Consider the following 1,534-nt stretch of genomic DNA (forward strand, 5'->3'; position numbering starts at 1 on the left):
CGGCCCGACCATGGTGACGATGGAGCTGCCGTGCGTGTTGTCCTCGCAGAAGACCACTTCCTCCTGAGGGACGGCATCACCCGCCTCCTGCAGGCCTTCGGCCACGAGGTCACCGCGGCGGTGGACAACGGCCCGGCCCTCTTGGCGGCCCTCACCACCCCCGCCACAACACCCGACATAGCGATAGTCGACGTACGCCTCCCCCCGGACTTCACGGACGACGGCCTGCGCGCATCGGTGGCGGCCCGGGCCCAGACCCCCACCCTCCCGATCCTCCTGCTCTCCCAGTACGTGGAACCGCTCTACGCAAGGGAGTTGCTGGCCACGGGCTCGACCGGCATCGGCTACATCCTGAAGGAGCGGGTCTCCAACGGCGCCGACTTCATCCGCACCATCGAGCGCGTGGCCGCCGGCGGCACGGCGATGGACCCCGAGGTGATCTCGAAGCTCCTCATCCGCAAGACGCACGACCGGGCGGACCCCCTGTCCCGCCTCACCCCTCGCGAACGCGAGGTCCTGGAATGCCTGGCCCAGGGCCGGTCCAACGCGGGAACGGCGGAGGCCTTGTTCATCTCGGAGAAGGCGGTCGCCAAGCACGTCAGCAACATCTTCCCGAAGCTGGGCCTGCCCCCGTCGGACACGGACAACCGCCGGGTGCTCGCGGTCCTGGCGTACCTGAACCGCTAGGCCCTCGCGTACCTCAGCCGCCAGACCGTTCCGGATGCCCGCTCAGGGAACGATCGACCGCCAAATCCGCTCCGGCAGAACACGCACAGCCTGATCGAGATCGACATCGTCGAAGCCGGCAAGCCAGCGCCGCGCGGTCGCGACGACGGGCCCCAGGACCAGCCCCTCGATCAAGGACATGGGCAGCGGAGCGACCTCACCCGAGTCGACGTGCTGCTGCATCCAGCCGGTCAGCGGGGACAGCCTGGCCTCCTGCGCGTCACGGAGCTGCTTGGCCTGAGCCATGCCGAGCCGGTCGGCGTACGAGGAGTGCAGGAGCCGGGCGGCGTCCGGGTTCTCCCGGATGAACTTCAGGTAGGCCCGCACGAGGGCGCGGATACCGGTCCGGGCCGTACGGGAACGCTCCACGGAAGCGCCGAGGTCGGCGAGGAGACGGCCGAGCCAGCGCAGCAGCAGGGCGTTCATGAGGCCGTCGACGCTGCCGAAGTGGTGGTAGAGACTCCCGAGACTGACACCGCTGGCCTTGGTGAGCGCGCCGACGGTGACGCCCTGCTCTCCGGAGTCGGCGTACACCTGGAGTGCGGCATCCAGGAGTCGGTCGGCGGTCTCTTCACCGCGTTGCTGCTTGGGGCTCATGGTCCACCCAGCCTAGAGCACCCCTCGAAGCATCCCACTTCTAGAGCGCATTTCTAGAAAAACACTCCACACAAACGGCCCACTGAATCATACTGACCGCGTGCCTGAACCCATATCGCCAGCGCCGCGGCCTGGCTCCTCCCCCGGCTCCACCGCCCGCGGCTGCCTGACGGCACTCGGCGCCATCGCCGCCGTGCTGGTCGTCATCCTG

General features: G+C 68.7%; 2 protein-coding genes. One reads left to right on the forward strand and one right to left on the reverse strand.

Annotated features, from left to right (window positions below):
• Window positions 1-30: 30 nt before the first annotated feature.
• Window positions 31-687 carry a LuxR C-terminal-related transcriptional regulator gene (locus ACZ5CR_RS44890; protein ID WP_468869363.1) on the forward strand — a complete coding sequence of 219 codons (657 nt, stop codon included), beginning with the start codon at window positions 31-33 and terminating at the stop codon, window positions 685-687.
• Window positions 688-729: 42 nt separating this feature from the next.
• Here the strand turns inward: ACZ5CR_RS44890 and ACZ5CR_RS44895 are convergent, their stop codons facing one another.
• Window positions 730-1,323, reverse strand: coding sequence for a TetR/AcrR family transcriptional regulator (locus ACZ5CR_RS44895; RefSeq protein ID WP_468869361.1), 594 nt, complete (start codon window positions 1,321-1,323; stop codon window positions 730-732).
• Between the last annotated feature and the right edge of the window lie 211 nt (window positions 1,324-1,534).

This window comes from Streptomyces sp. NPDC031274 (genome assembly GCF_055570235.1).

Bases quoted from the DNA above. Each gene is read 5' to 3' on its own strand.
- ACZ5CR_RS44895 (WP_468869361.1), bottom strand. From the start codon at position 1,323: ATGAGCCCCAAGCAGCAACGCGGTGAAGAGACCGCCGACCGACTCCTG.